This window comes from Sphingobium sp. FW305-3-2-15-F-TSA7 (genome assembly GCF_058787155.1).
Map to the genome: position 1 here is coordinate 160,382 of NZ_JBYSZM010000010.1, position 16,519 is coordinate 176,900.

Annotated in this window: 16 protein-coding genes; 10 read left to right on the top strand and 6 right to left on the bottom strand. The window is 65.9% G+C overall.

Features of this window, described 5'->3' with window-relative positions:
* Window positions 1-2 precede the first annotated feature (2 nt).
* The 5 genes from AC3WN8_RS10250 to AC3WN8_RS10270 are packed head-to-tail and all read left to right on the top strand — an operon-like array spanning window position 3 to window position 4,323.
* On the top strand, window positions 3-1,001 hold the full coding sequence (locus AC3WN8_RS10250; RefSeq protein ID WP_492669308.1) for a branched-chain amino acid transaminase: 999 nt from the start codon (window positions 3-5) through the stop codon (window positions 999-1,001).
* Entirely contained in the window at window positions 994-1,398 is a 405-nt protein-coding gene (locus AC3WN8_RS10255) for a cupin domain-containing protein (RefSeq protein ID WP_222993948.1), read from the top strand. The genes AC3WN8_RS10250 and AC3WN8_RS10255 overlap by 8 nt, the downstream gene beginning before the upstream one ends.
* A gap of 7 nt (window positions 1,399-1,405) precedes the next feature.
* Complete coding sequence (locus AC3WN8_RS10260) at window positions 1,406-2,134, top strand: aspartate/glutamate racemase family protein (protein ID WP_492669309.1); 729 nt, start codon at window positions 1,406-1,408, stop codon at window positions 2,132-2,134.
* A 54-nt stretch (window positions 2,135-2,188) separates the two neighbouring features.
* Entirely contained in the window at window positions 2,189-3,445 is a 1,257-nt protein-coding gene (locus AC3WN8_RS10265; protein WP_492669310.1) for a purine-cytosine permease family protein, read from the top strand.
* On the top strand, window positions 3,442-4,323 hold the full coding sequence (locus AC3WN8_RS10270; RefSeq protein WP_492669311.1) for a tyrosine-protein phosphatase: 882 nt from the start codon (window positions 3,442-3,444) through the stop codon (window positions 4,321-4,323). The genes AC3WN8_RS10265 and AC3WN8_RS10270 overlap by 4 nt, the downstream gene beginning before the upstream one ends.
* Before the next feature lie 13 nt (window positions 4,324-4,336).
* Here AC3WN8_RS10270 and AC3WN8_RS10275 read toward each other — a convergent pair whose 3' ends face one another.
* The 4 genes from AC3WN8_RS10275 to AC3WN8_RS10290 all read right to left on the bottom strand — a co-directional run bounded on the left by AC3WN8_RS10275 (window position 4,337) and on the right by AC3WN8_RS10290 (window position 9,415).
* On the bottom strand, window positions 4,337-5,404 hold the full coding sequence (locus AC3WN8_RS10275) for an alpha/beta fold hydrolase (RefSeq protein ID WP_492669312.1): 1,068 nt from the start codon (window positions 5,402-5,404) through the stop codon (window positions 4,337-4,339).
* A 69-nt stretch (window positions 5,405-5,473) separates the two neighbouring features.
* On the bottom strand, window positions 5,474-6,124 hold the full coding sequence (locus AC3WN8_RS10280; RefSeq protein WP_492669313.1) for a TetR/AcrR family transcriptional regulator: 651 nt from the start codon (window positions 6,122-6,124) through the stop codon (window positions 5,474-5,476).
* Between the two features lie 97 nt (window positions 6,125-6,221).
* Window positions 6,222-8,501, bottom strand: a complete 2,280-nt coding sequence (locus tag AC3WN8_RS10285; protein ID WP_492669314.1) for a TonB-dependent receptor — start codon at window positions 8,499-8,501, stop codon at window positions 6,222-6,224.
* A gap of 41 nt (window positions 8,502-8,542) precedes the next feature.
* Window positions 8,543-9,415, bottom strand: a complete 873-nt coding sequence (locus AC3WN8_RS10290) for an alpha/beta hydrolase (protein WP_492669315.1) — start codon at window positions 9,413-9,415, stop codon at window positions 8,543-8,545.
* A 136-nt stretch (window positions 9,416-9,551) separates the two neighbouring features.
* Here AC3WN8_RS10290 and AC3WN8_RS10295 point away from each other — a divergent pair, with 136 nt between their 5' ends.
* The 4 genes from AC3WN8_RS10295 to AC3WN8_RS10310 all read left to right on the top strand — a co-directional run bounded on the left by AC3WN8_RS10295 (window position 9,552) and on the right by AC3WN8_RS10310 (window position 14,584).
* Window positions 9,552-10,952, top strand: coding sequence for an MFS transporter (locus AC3WN8_RS10295; protein WP_492669316.1), 1,401 nt, complete (start codon window positions 9,552-9,554; stop codon window positions 10,950-10,952).
* Window positions 10,949-12,370: an amidase family protein gene (locus AC3WN8_RS10300; protein ID WP_492669317.1), complete on the top strand. Its 1,422-nt coding sequence runs from the start codon at window positions 10,949-10,951 to the stop codon at window positions 12,368-12,370. The genes AC3WN8_RS10295 and AC3WN8_RS10300 overlap by 4 nt, the downstream gene beginning before the upstream one ends.
* 34 nt (window positions 12,371-12,404) lie before the next feature.
* On the top strand, window positions 12,405-13,913 hold the full coding sequence (locus AC3WN8_RS10305) for an AMP-binding protein (protein WP_492669318.1): 1,509 nt from the start codon (window positions 12,405-12,407) through the stop codon (window positions 13,911-13,913).
* Window positions 13,914-14,023: 110 nt separating this feature from the next.
* The gene (locus tag AC3WN8_RS10310) at window positions 14,024-14,584 is read left to right on the top strand and encodes a sugar O-acetyltransferase (protein ID WP_492669319.1); all 561 of its coding nucleotides are present in this window, start codon (window positions 14,024-14,026) and stop codon (window positions 14,582-14,584) included.
* 15 nt (window positions 14,585-14,599) lie between these two features.
* On the opposite strand, the gene AC3WN8_RS10315 is transcribed toward AC3WN8_RS10310, so the two are convergent.
* Both AC3WN8_RS10315 and AC3WN8_RS10320 read right to left on the bottom strand, forming a co-directional pair.
* Window positions 14,600-15,328, bottom strand: coding sequence for a DUF4377 domain-containing protein (locus AC3WN8_RS10315; protein WP_492669320.1), 729 nt, complete (start codon window positions 15,326-15,328; stop codon window positions 14,600-14,602).
* 281 nt (window positions 15,329-15,609) lie between these two features.
* A complete protein-coding gene (locus AC3WN8_RS10320) occupies window positions 15,610-15,990 on the bottom strand; it encodes a hypothetical protein (protein WP_492669321.1) in 381 nt (126 codons plus the stop codon).
* A 193-nt stretch (window positions 15,991-16,183) separates the two neighbouring features.
* Here AC3WN8_RS10320 and AC3WN8_RS10325 point away from each other — a divergent pair, with 193 nt between their 5' ends.
* Window positions 16,184-16,507 carry a hypothetical protein gene (locus AC3WN8_RS10325; RefSeq protein ID WP_492669322.1) on the top strand — a complete coding sequence of 108 codons (324 nt, stop codon included), beginning with the start codon at window positions 16,184-16,186 and terminating at the stop codon, window positions 16,505-16,507.
* Window positions 16,508-16,519 lie beyond the last annotated feature (12 nt).

Here is a 16,519-nt window from a genome sequence, read left to right on the forward strand (position 1 = left end):
CCATGCGCGCATCCGCCCGCCAGGACCTGTTTGGAGAGGGCCTGATGGGCAAATCGATCAACGAGCCCGATTACATCTGGCACAATGGACGCCATATCCGCTGGGCGGAGGCGCAGGTGCATATATTGTCGGGCGGCGTGCAGTTCGGATCCTCGGTGTTCGAGGGGATACGCTGCTATCGCACCGAAGCGGGGCCGGCGATCTTCCGCCTGCGCGAGCATCTGCGGCGGTTGCAGGATTCTTGCCGCATCTATCGCATCGACCTGCCTTATTCGATCGACGCGCTGGAGCGCGCCTGCATCGATCTGGTGGCGGCCAACGGGCTGGAGGATTGCTATCTGCGGCCGATGGTGATGCGCGGCTATGGCGACATGGGCATGGCGGCGATCGGCAATCCGGTCGAGACCTATGTCTCTGCCTGGCAATGGGGCAGCTATCTCGACCAGAGCGAGGCGGATCGCGGCATCGATGTCTGCGTCTCGTCATGGGCCCGGCCGGCGCCTAACACCTTCCCGGCACTCGCCAAGTCGGCGGGCCATTACAACAATGCGGCGCTGATCAAGCTCGACGCGATCGCAAAGGGTTTTGCCGAGGCGATCGCGCTGTCGCCCGACGGCATGGTGAGCGAGGGCAGCGGGCAGAATATCTTTGCGGTGCGTGACGGCGTGCTGGTCACGCCGCCGGTCGACGGCTGCATCCTTTCGGGCATCACGCGGTCTGCGGTGATGGAGATCGCGGCGGCGCTGGGCATTCCTGTTCGCGAGAGCGCCTTCCCGCGCGAGTTCCTTTATATCGCAGATGAACTGTTCTTCACCGGCACCGCGACCGAGATCGCGCCGATCGGCACCGTCGATCATATCCGCATCGGCGATGGCCGCATCGGCCCCGTCACCGAGCGGCTGCGCGCTGCTTTCCAGGATGTGGTGCGCGGCCGGGTGCGAGACCGTAAGAATTGGCTGACGCCGGTGAGGGCCGGCAAGAGGGAGGATATCGATGGTTGAGATACTGAAATGGGACGATGTGCCGCTGGAGGAAGTGGCCGAGGGCATGAGCCGCCAGATCGTGACCGGCGAGAAGATGACGATCGCGCGCATCTATTTCGACGACGGCTTCGTCGTGCCGCTCCACGCGCATGAGAATGAGCAGGTGACCCAGGTGGTCGAGGGCACGATGCGCTTCTGGTTCGACGAGGCGAAGAGCGAGACGCGCGACCTGCATGCCGGCGAAGTGATGGTGATCCCGCCTCACCAGCCGCATGGCGCCGAGATGATCGGCCGCGTCGTCGAGATCGACATGTGGTCGCCGCGTCGCGAGGACTGGCTGAAGAAGACCGACGATTATCTGCGCGGCGGCACCGCGGGCGCGCTGACCGAGACCGTCGATCCGGCGCGAGGCTGAGACCGTCATGCGCATCCATCTCGTGACGCCGGTGACGACGAAGGGTGTGCGCTCGCTCGACGATGTCGCGCATCTCACCCATGCCGGGCTGACCATCACCCAGTCGCTGCTCGAAACCGGACCGCCCTCGATCGAGAGCGAATATGACGAGGCGTTCGCGGTGCCCGCGACGATCGCGGAGGCGATCAAGGCCGAACGCTCGGGCGCGGACGCCGTCATCGTCGACTGCATGGCCGATCCGGGGGTGAAGGCGGCGCGCGAGATGCTGTCGATCCCGGTGCTGGGGCCGGGCGAGACATCGATGCACCTGGCCACGCTGCTGGGGCAACGCTTCGGCTATGTGACCGTGCTCAACGCGGTGAAACCGATGGTCCGCAACCTGATCCGCCTGAGCGGCGTCCAGGAGAAGCTGGCGGCGATCAAGGTGGTCGACATTCCGGTGCTGGAGCTGGAGCCGCGGATCGAGGAAGCGAAGCGGCGGCTGGGTGAATGCGCGCTGGAGGCGGTGGAACAGGATGATGCGGACGTCATCATCCTGGGCTGCACCGGTTTTCTGGGCTGTGCGGCGGCGATCGAAACCTATCTGGCCGAACGCGGCCACAGCATACCGGTGATCGACCCGATCCCGGCGACCGTCTGCGTCGCGGAGGGGATCGTCCGGGCCGGGCTGACGCACAGCAAGCATTGTTCCCCCGTGCCGCGGCCCAAGACGATGGTCGGATACGCCATGCCCTGAAACGCGCCGGCCTGGCGCGATGCGCGGGGCAGCCCTGGCAAGAGAATCTGTCGAATGAGCAATGAATTTCCGCGCGAACCCGTGCCGGCCGAGCACGCCAACCGCTCCGCCGGGTCGATCACGCTGATCCTGATCAGCTCGATCATGAGCGTGCCCATGATCATCCTGGGCGGTACGATCGGCCGCGATTATGGCCTGTTCAACGCGGTGATCGTCACCGTCGCCGGCTGCGCGCTGACGGCCGGGCTTGCCATGCTCATGGCCTATGCCGGGGTCAGGACGCGGCGCTCGACGGCTTTGCTGTCCGAACAGGCCTTTGGCTCCAGGGGCGCGCGGGTATTGACCGCCGCACTCGGGATCGCGCTGCTCGGCTGGCTCGCGGTCGAGATGGGCTTTATCGGCGAGCTGGCGGTGGGCGGCATCCGCCGAGCGTTCGGCGCGGAGCCGCCGCTGGCGAGCGGCATCCTTGGCGCGGCGCTGATCATCGGGGCGATCACGATCTTCGGCTTCTCGCTGATCGCGCGGGTGCCGCTGATCTTCGTGCCTTTGCTCTTGTTGTTGCTGGTCTTCGTCGCGGTGGCGGCGCTGCCGCGGCTGGAGACGGCGGATACCATTGCCGCTACAGCCGTGCCGATCGGCCGGGGGATATCGGCGATCATCGGCTCGTTCGTGATCGGTTGCATCATCCTGCCCGATTACAGCCGGTTCATCGCCCGCCCGCGCGATGCGATGATCGCCGCCGGCACGGCGCTGGGGCCGGTATGGGCGGTGGTGATCGGTTGCTATGCGGCGGCGGGGCTGGTCGCCCGCAGCGGCGATCCGGCCGAGGTGCTGATGCTGCTCGGCATGCCGGTGGTGCTGACGATCCTGTTGCCGCTCGGCCTGATGCAGAATGGGATCATGACGCTTTACTCGTCGGCGCTCGTCAGCTCGACCTGGCTGAAGCGGGTTCGTTTCACCCATATCGTGATCGTGACGGCGGCAGTCGGCGCGCTGATCGCGCTTGCCGGCGTGCAGAACGCCTTTGTCAGCTATCTCGTCCTGCTCGGCCTGGTGTTTCCGCCGGCTGCCGCGATCCTGATCCAGCAGGCGCTGTTCGGCCGGGCGGTGGCGGCGGACGTGCGCTGGCGCAGCCTGGCGATCTGGGGCGTGGCGAGCGCGGTCGCGACATATGGCGAATATGGTGCGGGGATCACCGGTGCGTCGGCGCTCGATGGCTTCATCACCGCATTCGCGCTGGCGGCTGCCGCGTCGCGACTGGAGACCATTGGGGCCGTGCCCTCCGCCGAAACCGGGAGAATCGAGATATGAGACATTGGCTGCTGATCGGCCTGGGGCCGCTGCTCGCCTGCTGCGTCCAGCCCGATGCGGGCGCGCAGGTCGTTGCCGTGCCCATCGAGCGGGCCGCGCCCGAACGCATCGTGCCGCTGGAACAGGCATCCAATTTTCGCGATCTCGGCGGCTATGCGGCGGCCGGCGGCAAACATGTGCGCTGGGGGCGTATCTACCGCGCGGGTGCGCAGCCGATGCTGACCGATAGCGACGTCATCGCCGTCCGCGCGCTGGGCATCGGCAATATCGTCGACCTGCGATCCGACGAGGAACGCATATTGGCGCCGACCCGGCTCGACGGCATCCGCTACAATGCGGTCGGCTATTCCTTCGCGCCGCTGCTCGAGACGATCCAGACCGCGCTGAAGAAGGATGGCACCGAGACGGCGATCAAGGAGATGTACGCCGTCCTGCCGACGATGATCGCGCCGCAGCTGCGGCTGCTGTTCGACCGGTTGCTCGCCGACGAGGGGGCGACCTTGTTCAACTGCTCGGCGGGGCAGGACCGCACCGGGCTGGCGGCCGCGCTGGTGCTGAGCGCGCTCGGCGTCGATCGCGAGACCATCTATGCCGATTATCTGCTGTCCGAGCGCCACCGCCGCACCGAATGGGAAGTTGCGCCGATCCCCGATGCGCTGGCGACGGTCAATCCGGTCTATGCCTATTTCGCGAAATACCGGAAGGAGCCGGAAACCGCCAAGCCGCCCTCGCTCTCCGCATCCAACGGTAAACCCTATCTCGCCACGTCCTTCGCGGTGATCGAGCGACGCTGGGGATCGGTTTCGGCCTATCTGGAACAGGAGATCGGGCTGAACGCGGTGGATCTCGCGCGGCTGCGCGCGCTCTATCTCGAATAGGGCAGGGGCCCTCTCAGCGTTCCGCCATCAGCTTCGCCAGATCCGCCTTCCAGAATTTCGCCCATGTGTGCGTGCCATGGCCCTTGGTGTCGGCGCTGGCCGGGATCAGGATGAAGCGGGCGCGCGGCATGCGCTTCGCCGCCGCTTCGGTGATGCCGTAGCCGGGCGGATTGATGAAATCGTCGGCCGAGTTGATCCACAACACCGGCACCGCGATCTTTTCCAGTCCGGGTGCGGGATCGTAGCTGCGCGATGCATCGATCTGATAGATCAGGTCGTTGGCGTCGCGCCCCGATGCGGTGCGCGGATAGGCCTGTTCCAGATAGGTCTCTGCCGCCGCGCGTGTCGGATATTGCGCCTGCAAGGCCAGCGGATTGGCGCCGGCGATCAGCATCAGGCTGAGCGCGGTACGCAGGCCCTGTTCGGGCTGTGCGGCGTAATTGCCATCCTTCCAAGCCGGATCGGCCTTGATCGCGTCGATCGACAGCTTGCGCCAGATCCGGTTCTGCCCGGCGATCGCCACCGGCAGGCAGGCAAAGGGCGCCAGCCGCCGCGCGAAGCCCGGATGCGTCTCTCCCCAGACGAATGCGTGCATGCATCCCATCGACGTGCCCAGGATCAGCTCCAGCCGCTTCACGCCCAGCCCTTCGGCCAGCATCCGCCGCTGCGCCTCGATCATGTCGGCATAATCATATTTCGGGAACGCCATGCGCAGCCCGTCGCTCGGTTTGGAGGATGCGCCATGGCCGATATTGTCGGGCAGGATCACATACCAGCGCGTGATGTCGAGCGGCTGGCCCGGGCCGTAAAGTTCGTCGGCGAACTGCGCCGCCATGAACTGCTTGCCCGAACCGCCGGTGCCGTGCAGCACCATCACCGCATTCTCGATCTCGCCGTCTGCCCCGCGCCGGGGCGTGCCCAGCGTGGTGTAATGCATCTTGAGCGACTTCATCGTCTCGCCCGAACCGAAACGGAAATCGGGGAGCGTCACATCGCCTTCCTTCGTCGGCCAGGGCTGCGCCATGGCGGGGAAGGGGAGCAGGGTGAGAAGGGCCGAAGCCAGCAGGGTCAGGATGCGCATGGCGCCGAAGCTAGGCCATGATGCGTGCGAAGCGAAGCCTCCTCCTTCACGTTCCGAACCTGCGACGTTTCAGGCGCCGAACAGCAATTCCATCATCTGCGCCTTCCAGATCCGGATCGACCGCTGAACGACCGCGCTGTCGGGGTTGCGGATATATTCCACCGTCAATCCGCGCGACACGGCATTGTTGAGCAGCTGCAGGCTCTGATGCGCTTCGTCGTCATCGTCGATCCCGGCGGCATGCAGGATGCGATAGCCCCACAGGCGCACGCGGCGGTCGAAGCGGCGCGTGCTCGGCGCGACTTCGCGGTCCAGTTCGGGGTCGTTGCGGCGCGCCAGATGGATTTCGAGCAGTGCCGCCATTTCGGGCCGCCCGACCATCTCGAAATTGGCGTCGAGCAGATTCTCCATCGCTTCCCGCGGCGTCCGTCCGCGCCGGATGGCGTCGGTATAGACCTGTATCCGATAGGCCGAGAATTCGGCGGCGACCGCGGCCATGATCTTCGCCTTGGTCGGGAACTGATGCTGGATGGCGCCCAGGCTGATGCCGGCGGCATCGCGGATCGCGTGCATCGTCGCCCCCGAATAGCCCTGTGCGCACAGCACGTCGCGCGCCGCCTCGATCACCTTTGCGCGGGTGGCGGCGCTGCGGTCCGCCTGGCTGCGGCGGGCTTTGGTCGGGCTCGTCGTCACGCTGGCATTCTCATCCATCAACTGCATTTACCGGCTTTCCTAAGGTTTGCGTCCGAAAATTACACCTGGATTGCAACCGGCCGGACCGGGGCCGGGATCCCCCACAACATCCCGGCCCACGACATCAAAAGGCCGCGCTGACGCGCGCGCCGAACGTGCGTGGCTGCTGGACGATGCCCGTACCCGTGCCGTTCGCGCCGCCGCCGCTGCTATAGGAATAAAGGCCGTGCGCATTGCCGGCATTGGTCACGTAGAGATCGAGCTGGTAGCGCCCGAAATCGACGCCGCCGCGCAGATTGACCGCGTGATAGTCGGGCAGCCGCTGATGCGTGCTATTGGCGGTAGTGGCGACGAACGCCGAATAGCGCCCGCCGACATAGCTCCAGTCGATCCCGGCGAACAATGTGGTCTCACCGCCCATGGGCGCACGATAATCCAGGCTGACCGTGTTGGTGAATTTCGGCACATAGGGCAGCCGGTCTCCGCGAAGCCCCCGGATCGACGGCGTGTCGGTGCGCAGCTCCGCATCGGTATAGGCGCCGCTGACCGACAGGGTCAGCCGCTCGATCGGGGTGAGGCGAAAGGCATATTCGATGCCGCGGCTACGCGCCTTGCCGGCATTGGCGGTGAAGTTGAACGGGACGCCGGTATCGGGGTTGGTCGTCAGCGTCGGGATCTGGATATGCGACCAGTCGATCGTGAAGATCGAGACGTCGAAGACCAGGCGGCGATCGAGCAACTCGCCCTTGGCGCCGAGTTCGTAATTGACCGTCGTATCGGGATCGTATCGCGTCTGGAATCCGGCCGGCGTGCCGGGCGGCGTGGCATTGGGACCGCCGGGGCGGTAGCCCGTTGCGACGCGGCCATAAAGATTGACGCGCTCGACCGGATGCCAGCTGATCGCCGCCGACCAGGTCGCCTTGCCGTCGCTCGCCTTTGACGGATCGTCGACGACATCGCCGGTCAATTGCGTGGCGAAACCGAAGAATTTGCTGGCCTGCGATTTCTGCCGGTTATGGGCATAGCGTCCGCCCGCCGTCACCGCCACATTCGGTGCGATATGCCAGGTCAACTGGCCGAAACCCGCCAGTTCGCGATAGCTTGCGGGTACGGAGAGCGAGCCGCCGGGAAAGGGCGTGGTCAGGATCGCGGTCGGCTGCGCGACGGTCAGCACGTCGAAGATCTGGGCGACACGGCTCTTCTCGTCGGCATAGAAGACACCGGCGAGATAATCGATCGCGCCGCCGGGCGCCGATGCGATCCGAATCTCCTGGTTGAACCGGCGGACCGACGTGATGTTGTTGCCGCTGATCGTGATCGGCTGGCCATAGACGCCTGAGACGATCGCGCCGAAGGTCAGGCCGGGCGCGGCATTCTCATCCGTATTGTCGAGGATCTGGTTGAAACCGATCCTGGCAAGGCTGGTGATGCTCGTGATGGTCGCGGCGCCGGCGTCGTAATTGAGCGCCGCGCTATAGACCTGCGCCTTGCGCACGACCGATTCCGACAGGCGGGTGTTCCGCTGGAGATCGCCGTCATGGGCGATCGACGCGGCGTTCGCCGGGGGCGTGGCCGGCGTCGCCGCCGCGCCGACAAGCTCGACGAGCGGCAATGCGTCGACATGGTCGCGCTGCCAGATCGCCCCGAGCCTGACGCTGAAATCGGGGCTGACCTGCCACAATAGCGAGCCGCGGATGCCGTAACGCTCCCCGCTATTGGCATTGCGATCGCCGCGAAGGGGATTGTTGACAAAACCCGGCAGGCGTTCGTACAGCCCGGAAACGCGGAGCGCGACCGCATCGGCGACGACGGGCACATTCAGCGCGCCGCGCGCCGATCCGCCGGTCTGCCCGCCGCGGACGGTGTTGATCTCCAGCTGGCCCGTGCCCTCGAACCGGCCGAGATCGGGCGACCGGGTGACATATTTGACCAGGCCGCCAAGCGCCGAGGCGCCGTAGAGCGTGCCCTGGGGGCCGCGCAGCACCTCGATCCGCTGAAGATCGTAGGTGTCGAAATTGGGCGTCGTCGCCTGCTGATAGGATGAAGCGGAGGTCAGCGGCACATCGTCGACGAGGATCGCGGTGGTTGCACCCTGGCCGCTGGCGTTGAGGCCGCGCAGCGTGACCTGCAGTCCGGCGGCATATTGGTTGAAGCTCAGGCCCGGCGTGTGCGCGGCAATGTCCTCGATCCGGGTCAGATTGCGTTCGGTCAGCGTCGCGCCGCTGATCGCGGTCACGGCGGACGGGACGTCGATCAGCCTTTCGGTGCGCTTCTGCGCGGTGACGACGATCTCGTCGGTCGCTGTTTCGCCGTCCCGATCCGCGCCTGAATCCTGTGCCGCGACGGGCGTCGCCATCGCGATCGCCAGTGCCGTTCCACCCAAGAGTCCTGCCAGAATCCGCATGTCTTCCTCCCTATTTTTTGTTCGTGAATTCGGTGCCGGCCTCAGCCTTGCAGCGCGAAGCGCATGCCGTGGACCAAGGCGGCCGGCACGACCGAGCTGTGATCGTCCTCCGCAAAGGCGATGTGGCGCAGGTTCGAAAGGCCCGCGGCCTTCAGCGCGTCCGCGAATTCCGCGGCGGCGTCGACCATGCGCGCGGCGGCGATCTGCGCCTGGACTTCCGCCAGCGTGGCATCGATCCCGGGCGGCACGCTTTGCGGCACATCCTGTTCCTTGCCGCCGACGTCGACGAACACGCGCGGCTGGCGCGGCAGCGCGCGCAGCCGCTCGCCGAACGTCGCCAGCCCGCCAAGGATCGAAAAGCCGTCCCACCACAGCGACGGGCTGCTGACGATATAGGCGGAAAAGGCGTCGGGCCGGGTCAGCAGCGCATTGGCGGCGAACAGACCGCCGAGCGAATGGCCGAACAGGATCCGTTCGCCGCCCGCCGTGCGCGGATAGCGCGCCGTCATCTCTGTGCTCAGCGTGTCGACGATGAAGGCCAGCAGGGCATCGGCGCCGCCGTTGCGCTCGGCGCCGATCATCGCGCCCAGCTTGCCGAGGTCCGCCTGCGCCGCGGCGCCGATCGGCGGCGTCAAGTCCGCCGTCCGCAGCTTCAGGAAATCGGCATAGTCGGCGTCATAGCCGATGCCGACGACATAATGGACGGGGCCGGCCCCGACGCTCGCCATCGCACGCGCGATCTCGGCGGCGATGCCGAAGATGATGTCGCTGTCGACGACATAAAGCACGGGCACCGGCGCATCCGCCGCGGCTGGCATGTCGGCGGGCTCCGCCACGCTGATCTTCAGCTGTCCCGTGCCGCCGGGATGCGGAAGCGTGAATTGCTCGAGTGACGCACGAACGGAAAACTGCATCGATCCACTCCACTTTGCCGGTCATGCCGGCTTGTCCGCATCAACTTCGCTCAAATAACAATAAAGTCAACTTGTTTCTTTTATGAAAATGTGGAATCCCTGGTGCACGGCCATTGCGGCCGGGGAGGATCTGGCGATGCAAAGCGGCGCAGCTGCGGACGGGAAGGGGCTTTCGATCCCCGAATCGGCGACGACCAGTGCCCAGGACGGTGGCGCCCCGCGCGGCGCCTCGGTATTGGCCTGGTATGGCCTTGTCGTCCTCATGATGACGACGCTTTTCGGGCTTGTGGTCCGGCAGATGCTCAGTCTGATCTCGCCGTCGCTCCAGACCTCGCTGGGCTTCACCGACTTGCAGATCGGCATGATCCAGGGATTGGGCGTGGCCGTCTTCGCCACCGTCGCCAGCTATCCGATGGGCTGGCTTGCCGACCGCTTCGGCCGCCGGCTCATCCTGGCGATCGGAGTCGCCTGCTGGTCGCTGGCAACGGGGCTCTGCGCCTTGCAGGACAGTTTCGGCGGCCTGTTCATGGCGACGATCGGGATCGCCATCGGAGAGGCGGGGCTGGCGCCGATCGTCTATGCGATGATCCCGGATCTGTTCCCGGAACGGCAGCGTCACACCGCCAATCTGATCTTCTACGGCGGATCGCTGTTCGGTGCCGGCATCGGCATGGCGGTCGGCGGCGCGATGCTGCAATGGCTGGCGGGTGCGCAACCCGGTTTTCCGGCCTGGCTGGCGGGCATCGATACATGGCGCATCGCCATGACGGTGGTCGCGCTCCCGGGGCCGATCTTCTTCCTGCTCGTGCTCACCATGCCGCTCAGCCGGCGGCAGGCGCCCCCGCCGGTGCAGCGTGCGGGCGACGATGCGGCGATGCACGATTTCCTGCCTTATGCGAAGCTGCATTGGCGCACCTTGAGCTGCGTCTTCGGTTCGATCTTCGCCATGGCCGTCGCGATGACCTCGGCGCTGATCTGGTTCCCGCTGGCCTTGCCGCGCGCCTTCGGCGTCGATCCCGCGACGGTCGGCGTCGGCCTTGGCGTGGCGATCACCATCGCGACGCTGATCGGGGTCGCGCTGCCCGCCGCGCTCCTGAAAATACGCGGGCGCAATGACGATCTGGAGCCGGTCGCGGTCGCGCGGATCTTCGTCGCGCTGACGCCGCTGCCGGCGATGGTCCTGCCTTTCGTCGCGTCGCCGTTTCAGGCCTATGCCGTTGCCGCCGTCCAGGGCACGCTGGGGATCGCCGGCTCCGCACTGATGCCGGGCGTGCTCCAGAGTCTCGCGCCGCCACAGCTGCGATCGCGGGTGCTGGCGATCCTGGGCATCATCAACGCATTGGCGCTCGCGGTTTCGCCGATGGCGGTGGGTTTGATGTCGGGCCTGCTCGCCGGGCCGCGCGGCATGCTGCATGCGATCGCCATCGTCAGCGTGCCGTCGCTCGTGATTTCGGCGATATTGATGTCGTTCGCGCCAAAACCCTATGCGGCCACCGTCCGGGCGATCCGGTCCCAGCTTTCGGGAGAAAAAGCATGAAGACGCCTCTATCGACCGCCGCACCGCCTGGCGACGCCACCGATATGCTCGAGGCGATCGACGCAGGGCGCACCACCGCCGCTACGCTGATCGAACGCGCCATCGCACGTGCGGAGACGGCCAACCCACGGCTCAATTTCATCGCCTGGCCCAATTTCGATCGCGCTCGTATGCAGGCGCGCGAACCCCGCACCGGTCCGCTTGCCGGCATCCCGACGCTGATCAAGGACATGATCACCGAAAAGGGGCTGCCGGCCCGCTGGGGCTCCGCGGCGTTGCGTGATTATATCGCGACGGACGACGCGCCCTATACGCGCGCGATCGCCGCGGCCGGCCCGGTCTCGATCGCGCGTTCGACCATGCCCGAACTCGGGCTCAACGTGGTCACCGAATCGCCGCTGGCCGGGCCGACGCACAATCCGTGGAGCCTCGATCACACGCCGGGCGGATCGTCAGGCGGCGGATCGGCGGCGGTGGCGGCGGGGGTCGTGCCGGTCGCGCATGCCAGCGACGGTCTCGGCTCGATCCGCCACGGCGCCGCACCCTGCGGTCTCGTCGGTCTCAAGCCCTCGCGCGGGCGCAATTTCGGCGATGAGGCGCTGCGCGCGATTTCGGATCTCAACGTCAGCGGCTGCGTCAGCCGCACGGTGCGCGACACCGCCGCCTGGCTGGAGGGAACCCAGACGCGCGCGCCCGGCGCCGCTTTCGCCCCCGTGCCTTTGGTCACCGCACCCGTCGATCGGCCGCTACGCATCCACGCCTATAGCCGGATCATGCGGACCGGCGGGCAGCCTGACCGGAGTGTCGCGCGCGTCTTCGCGGAAGCGATCGATCTGCTCGGCAGGCTGGGCCATGGCGTCAGCGATGCGGCTCTGCCGTTCGACGGCGCAGGTGCAACCGATGCGTTGCAGGTCGTTGCGGAAGGAACCTTCTCGCGCCGTCTCGGCCTGTTGTCCGACGCGATCGGCATGGCGATCGCGCCTGAGGATCTGGAATATCGCTCGGCCACATTGGTTGCGGCGGGACAGGCGGTCGACGACGAACGCTTCGCCGCGGCGTGGAGGACGATGGAGGGCATCGTCGCCGCCTATCTGGCCCGGCTGGACGATATCGACATCTGGATGACGCCGACGCTCGGCACCGAGATCGTCCGCATCGGCGTATTCGGCCCCGACGTGTCGTGGCTCGATCAGAAGGACCGGCTCATCGACTATGCCGGCTATTGCTGGGTCGATAATTTTGCGGGCACGCCCGCGATCAGCCTGCCGATCGGCTTCAGCGACAATGGGTTGCCGGTCGGCATCCAGTTCGCGACCAGACCGGGCGGCGAGGCGCTTTTGCTGGCGCTCGCCTATCAGCTCGAAGTCGCGCTGCAATGGTGGCGGCACACCCCGCCGATCTGGGTCGGCGACGATTGAGCGCCCCTCTCATCCTTATAATGAAGAGTAATTGATGACCGACAGCTTTGGCCGAATCCTGGCTGCACATGCCGGCGGCGCGTCCGCCGCGGATCTTGCGATCACCTATCCCGGCCAGGCATTGAGCTGGGCCGAACTCGAGCTGTTCAGCGCGGCCCGCGCCCGGCGGCTGATCGAACTGGGCGTGACACCCGACGATCTTGTCGCGGTGGCGCTGCCCAATGGCATCGAACATCATGTCAGCAGCTTCGCCGCATGGCGGGCAGGGGCGACGCCGTGCATCCTCCCGACCAGATTGCCCGGCCGCGAACTGGCCCAGATCGTCGCACTCGCCCGGCCGCGCATCCTGATCCGCGACGGCGGAGAGCCGATCGATGGCGTGATGCAGATCGCGCCCGCACGCGACGACGCACCTGTCGAGCTGCCGCCCGATCTGGCCGCGGTCCATTGGAAGGCGGTGACGAGCGGCGGGTCGACCGGCCGGCCGAAGCTGATCGTCGATCATGGCGCGGCGCGCTACGATGAACGGCTGCAGGGGATATGCGCATTGGTCGGGATGCCGATCGGCGGCGTTATGCTCAATCCCGGCCCGTTATATCACAATGCGCCGTTCCTCTTCGCAAACCTCGCCTTGCTCGCCGGAACGCGCGTGGTCGGGATGAACCGGTTCGACCCCGAGGAGGCTCTCCGCCTGATCGAGCGCGAACGGGTGGAATGGGTCTGCATGGTGCCGACGATGATGCACCGCATCTGGGCGCTGCCGCCCGATGTGAAGGCGCGCTACGATCTGTCCTCGCTTCGCCGGGTCGTCCATCTCGCCGCGGCCTGCCCACCATGGCTGAAACAGGCCTGGATCGACTGGCTAGGCCCCGAGCGCATCTTCGAAATCTATGCGGGAACCGAGGGCGCATCGGTCGCCATCACCGGGGAGGAATGGCTGCGCAAGCCGGGATCGGTGGGCAGGGCATCGCCCGAGGTGCTGAGCATCCGCAACGAACATGGCGAGGCGTGCGGCGCCGGCGAAGTCGGCGAGATCTTCTTCGCCGCCGAAGCGGCCGGCCATTTCCACTATATCGGCGCCGAAACCCGGCTGGACGGCGAAGGCCGCATGTCGCTCGGTGATCTCGGTTATCTCGACGAGGACGGTTATCTCTATCTCTCCGATCGGCGGACCGATCTGATCATCCGCGGCGGCGCAAATATCTATCCGGCCGAAGTCGAAGCCGCGCTGCTGGAACATCTCGCGATAAGCGACGCCGTGGTGCTGGGATTGCCCTGCGAGGATTATGGCGCGCGTGTCCATGCGATCGTCCAGCGGACCGGCGATCTGGCGCCGGCCGCGATCGACGCGTTCCTTCGTGATCGGCTGACGGGCTATAAATGCCCGGAAAGCTATGAGCTGGTCGATACGCCCCTGCGCGACGAGGCGGGCAAGGTCCGCCGAACCGCGCTGCGCGACGAGCGCCTGGCATGGCTGGCCGACGGCAGGAGCTTTGTCGTTGCGGCTCCCGGAGCAGCGCGCGGGAAAAGCCCGGCCGCGTAAAGGTCGGGGATGGATTCCAGCTCTCCCGCTTTGCGGCTATGCCCGGCGAATCCCGGCGCCGCCCGCGTGCGCCGAAACGCTCGCCAGCCGCAAGCCGAGGAAACAAGTGAATGCCGAACACCGATCGCATCAGGACAATTCATGCGAAAACGGCGGAATCGGCGGCGATGGTGGCGGATACCAGACGGGCGATGGCGATCACCGCCAAACTCAACCGTCTGACCTTCGACGATGCCGACGAAGTCCGGGCGCTGTTCGGCGAACTCATCGGCAAGGCCGTGGACAAGAGCGTCCTGCTGCTCCCGCCATTCTACACCGCCGGCGGACGCGAGATCAGTGTCGGGCGCAACGTCTTCATCAATCAGAATTGCACCTTCTACGATCTCGGCGGCCTCGACATCGCCGACGACGTGCTGATCGGCCCGAACGTGAACCTCATCACGACTGGCCACCCCCTCGACCCGTCGCAGCGCCGCGCCGTCACGATCGGAAACCCCATCGTCATCGAAAGGAACGTCTGGATCGCAGCCGGCGCAACCGTCATCGGCGGGGTGACGATCGGCGAAAACTCGGTTGTCGCCGCGGGATCGGTCGTCACCCGGGACGTTCCCGCCAACACGCTTGTCGGCGGAAATCCGGCGCAGGCCATCCGTTCGATCGGTGACGACTGAAGCAGTGCCGCCGCTTTATGGATTGACCACGCGCTGTTCGATGACCTGATCCAGTGTCCAGCGGATGGAGGAGGCGTCGGCCGGGGGATTGTCCACTTTCTCCTCGATGATGCGCAGCCGGTACTCGATGCCGGGCTGGGGCTCGAAATCGACGATCCCGCCATAATGCAGCGTCCAGGGATCGCTTTCCTTGCCGCGGACCTGCAGGCAGGTCATCGGCGCGACCCCGGTGCAGGGCTTGGTCTCCACTGACACATAGATGAACTTGCGCGGCGCGTCGGCTGCCGGCTTGTGTGCCGCCCGATAGGTGAGCTTCACGCCTTTCGCCGTCCGCAGGACAAGCGTGTCGCCGGTGATGCCGTAGCGCGTCACGGCCGACAGGCTGTCGACATAGGCGCGCTCCATCGTCATTGCGGGCTCGGGACATGCCATCAAGGTGCTGGCGAAACCGCCCTTCCGGTTACCAAGGCGAAGCGAACTGCCCTTCACCGTATAGGTGCCGGCCGCGCGATTGCATCCTGTCTCGGTGGAGAAGCGCCCGGTCGCGGCATCGAAATCGAGCCGCAGCGGCTTGCCCTGGGGAAGGGCCTTCCCACTCCATTCGACGAGATCCCAATGGTGCGTCGCCAGCGCGGCCGCGCGCTTCGCAACGGGGTTCGGGCCGGTGCCCGCATAAGCGCCACTCGCCGAAAGTGCGGCGGCAAGACCGATCAATAGTCCAGCGGCCTTGTGCTTGAAGATCATCCAATAGTTCCTTTCCGATATTGCGGGCGCAGTTGGACGAGACCGAATGAACACGGCGTGTCGTCACCGTTGTGAACCCGAAAGGATTGCATTGTTCCTGCTTGCGCACCGCTTCTTGCATCGTGGCGAGGCTGCGGACCGGCGATGATCACCCGATAACTTCGTCACTGTGTATGAAGCCTGCCATGCCCCAGGAACTGGGATCACCGCGACAGGTGAAGCCCCCTTTATTTGCTGGTGGATAAAGGGCGGATTTTGGGATTCTCGCACCTGTCGGCGCATCAATCGTCCGGGTTCAGGATCTTCTTCTCCACGATCTTGGCGAGCAACATCACCATTCCCATGATCGGCAGGCCTCCGCCGCAGCTTTGATTCCGGCCGACGGCCGAACATGTGTCGCGGGTTTCGGCCACCGTGAGCGCCGAGACGGCTTCGCCCCGGATGCGCTCGCCGGGCGTCGGCTCCGTCAGCGGCAGCCGGTACGTGCCCTGATTGCGGCGGCCGCAGACGGTGATGTCTTCGGGATCGCTGCTATTGGTGCAGCGAGGCGGCTGCATGGTTTTCGCGCGGAAATTCTCCATGGCCTGCTCGCTGGTCAGCGACTGGGCAGCCGCCGGCAGAGGCAGTGCGGCCAATAAAAGCGCCATGATCATTCGCGACATGGTTCAGCCCTCGCCTGATTTTCGCGCGATTGCTCCATGATTGGATAACAGAAGCCATGATCACCGCAAACGGTTCGATTTGGGTAGGGCGGTGGAAGACTTTGGGGATGGCGGGGAGCCATCACTTGCGGTCGCTCCAGCGAAAGCTGGAGCCTATGCGATTGCCGGGCCGCAACGGCGCCGGACGCACCCTATGGACTCCAGCTTTCGCTGGAGTGATGGGTTTGGGTATCGCGGGATTATTCCTGCCGCGCCGGTTGCGGACATTGCCGGAGGTGGTAGCCTGTCGCCCATGAGCCGCCGGAAGCTCCTGTTCGCCCTGATCATCACGGCGCTTTACGCGCTGGCGATATGGGGGCGACTTTGGGGCAATGCGCTGGTTCACCCGGCGGCTGACAGCGATATGGCGTCCTTCATGGCGGAGGTGAGGTGGCGCAGCCTGCGCGACCTTGCCATTCTGACGGGGGTGTATGGATCATGCATCGTCGCGCTGATCATGTATCGCCGCAAAGGCTGAATCTGCTGCGTG